This window comes from Vibrio sp. D173a (assembly GCF_030248475.1).
Window position 1 is genome coordinate 1 of sequence record NZ_JAHGAH010001411.1, and the last position, 952, is coordinate 952.

Consider the following 952-nt stretch of genomic DNA (forward strand, 5'->3'; position numbering starts at 1 on the left):
GTCTTCTTCGCATACCTTGCTAGTGCTACTGAATGACATCCTTGATCTCTCGAAGATTGAATCGGGTAACTTATTACTTTCGCCACAAGCCGCGGATCTGCGAGAAGTCGTTTACGATTCCGTTAGCGTCATTCTATCGAAAGCGATCAGCAAGAATGTGGAGCTCGACATCAACATCGATGCCAACACACCGCATCAACTTCTTTTTGATGAGCATCGACTGCGCCAAGTTCTGACTAACCTTCTGTCGAATGCCATTAAGTTTACAGATTCTGGTGCGATCAGCACGACCGTCACTTATACGCCAGGCTCGATGAGCCGAGGCATGATTGAATTAACCGCGAGTTCGGTGAAAGGAGAGGGTTCTATCTTCAGTTTTGGTTTCTACGTTGACATCGTAGAGAGTAAACCCAAGACCTTCGACAACCTCAAGAGTGCCGTGATTGTCTCTAATGGCTTTAATTATGTGGCTCAATTAACGAAAGAGTGCGAACGATTTGGAATACAGTCAGAAGTGGTGCCGACCATTGATGATATTTCGAATCCGCAGTTAGATTGTGATGTTTTGCTCTATTGCCACACGCTGCATCAACCGATGGACCATGACCTCGCTTCATTGAAACAACGCTATCCACTCTCTAAGGTGATTGTCTGTCAGCATCATCTATTCAAAACCAACCAAATCACAGAATCGGTGCACTCGACACATACGGTTCCGTTTCTAGGTAAACGCTTTTCTAATAGCTTATTGGCGCTTGATACGGGTGCTGCTCAAGTTGTTGAGAAGCCGACGAAATCGGAAGATGTGCATGAGCTTAACCGCCGAATATTGATCGTGGAAGATAACCTGATGAATCAGAAGATCGCGAGTTTCTTCCTTGAAAAAGCGGGCTATGAGTACACCATCACCAGTAATGGCCAAGAAGCCGTAGACGTGGTGACTCAAGGTGAG

General features: G+C 45.9%; 1 pseudogene. It reads left to right on the top strand.

From position 1 onward, the window contains the following. Positions 1 to 952 (top strand): annotated as a pseudogene (locus KIV40_RS33710) (hybrid sensor histidine kinase/response regulator); the annotation flags it as partial.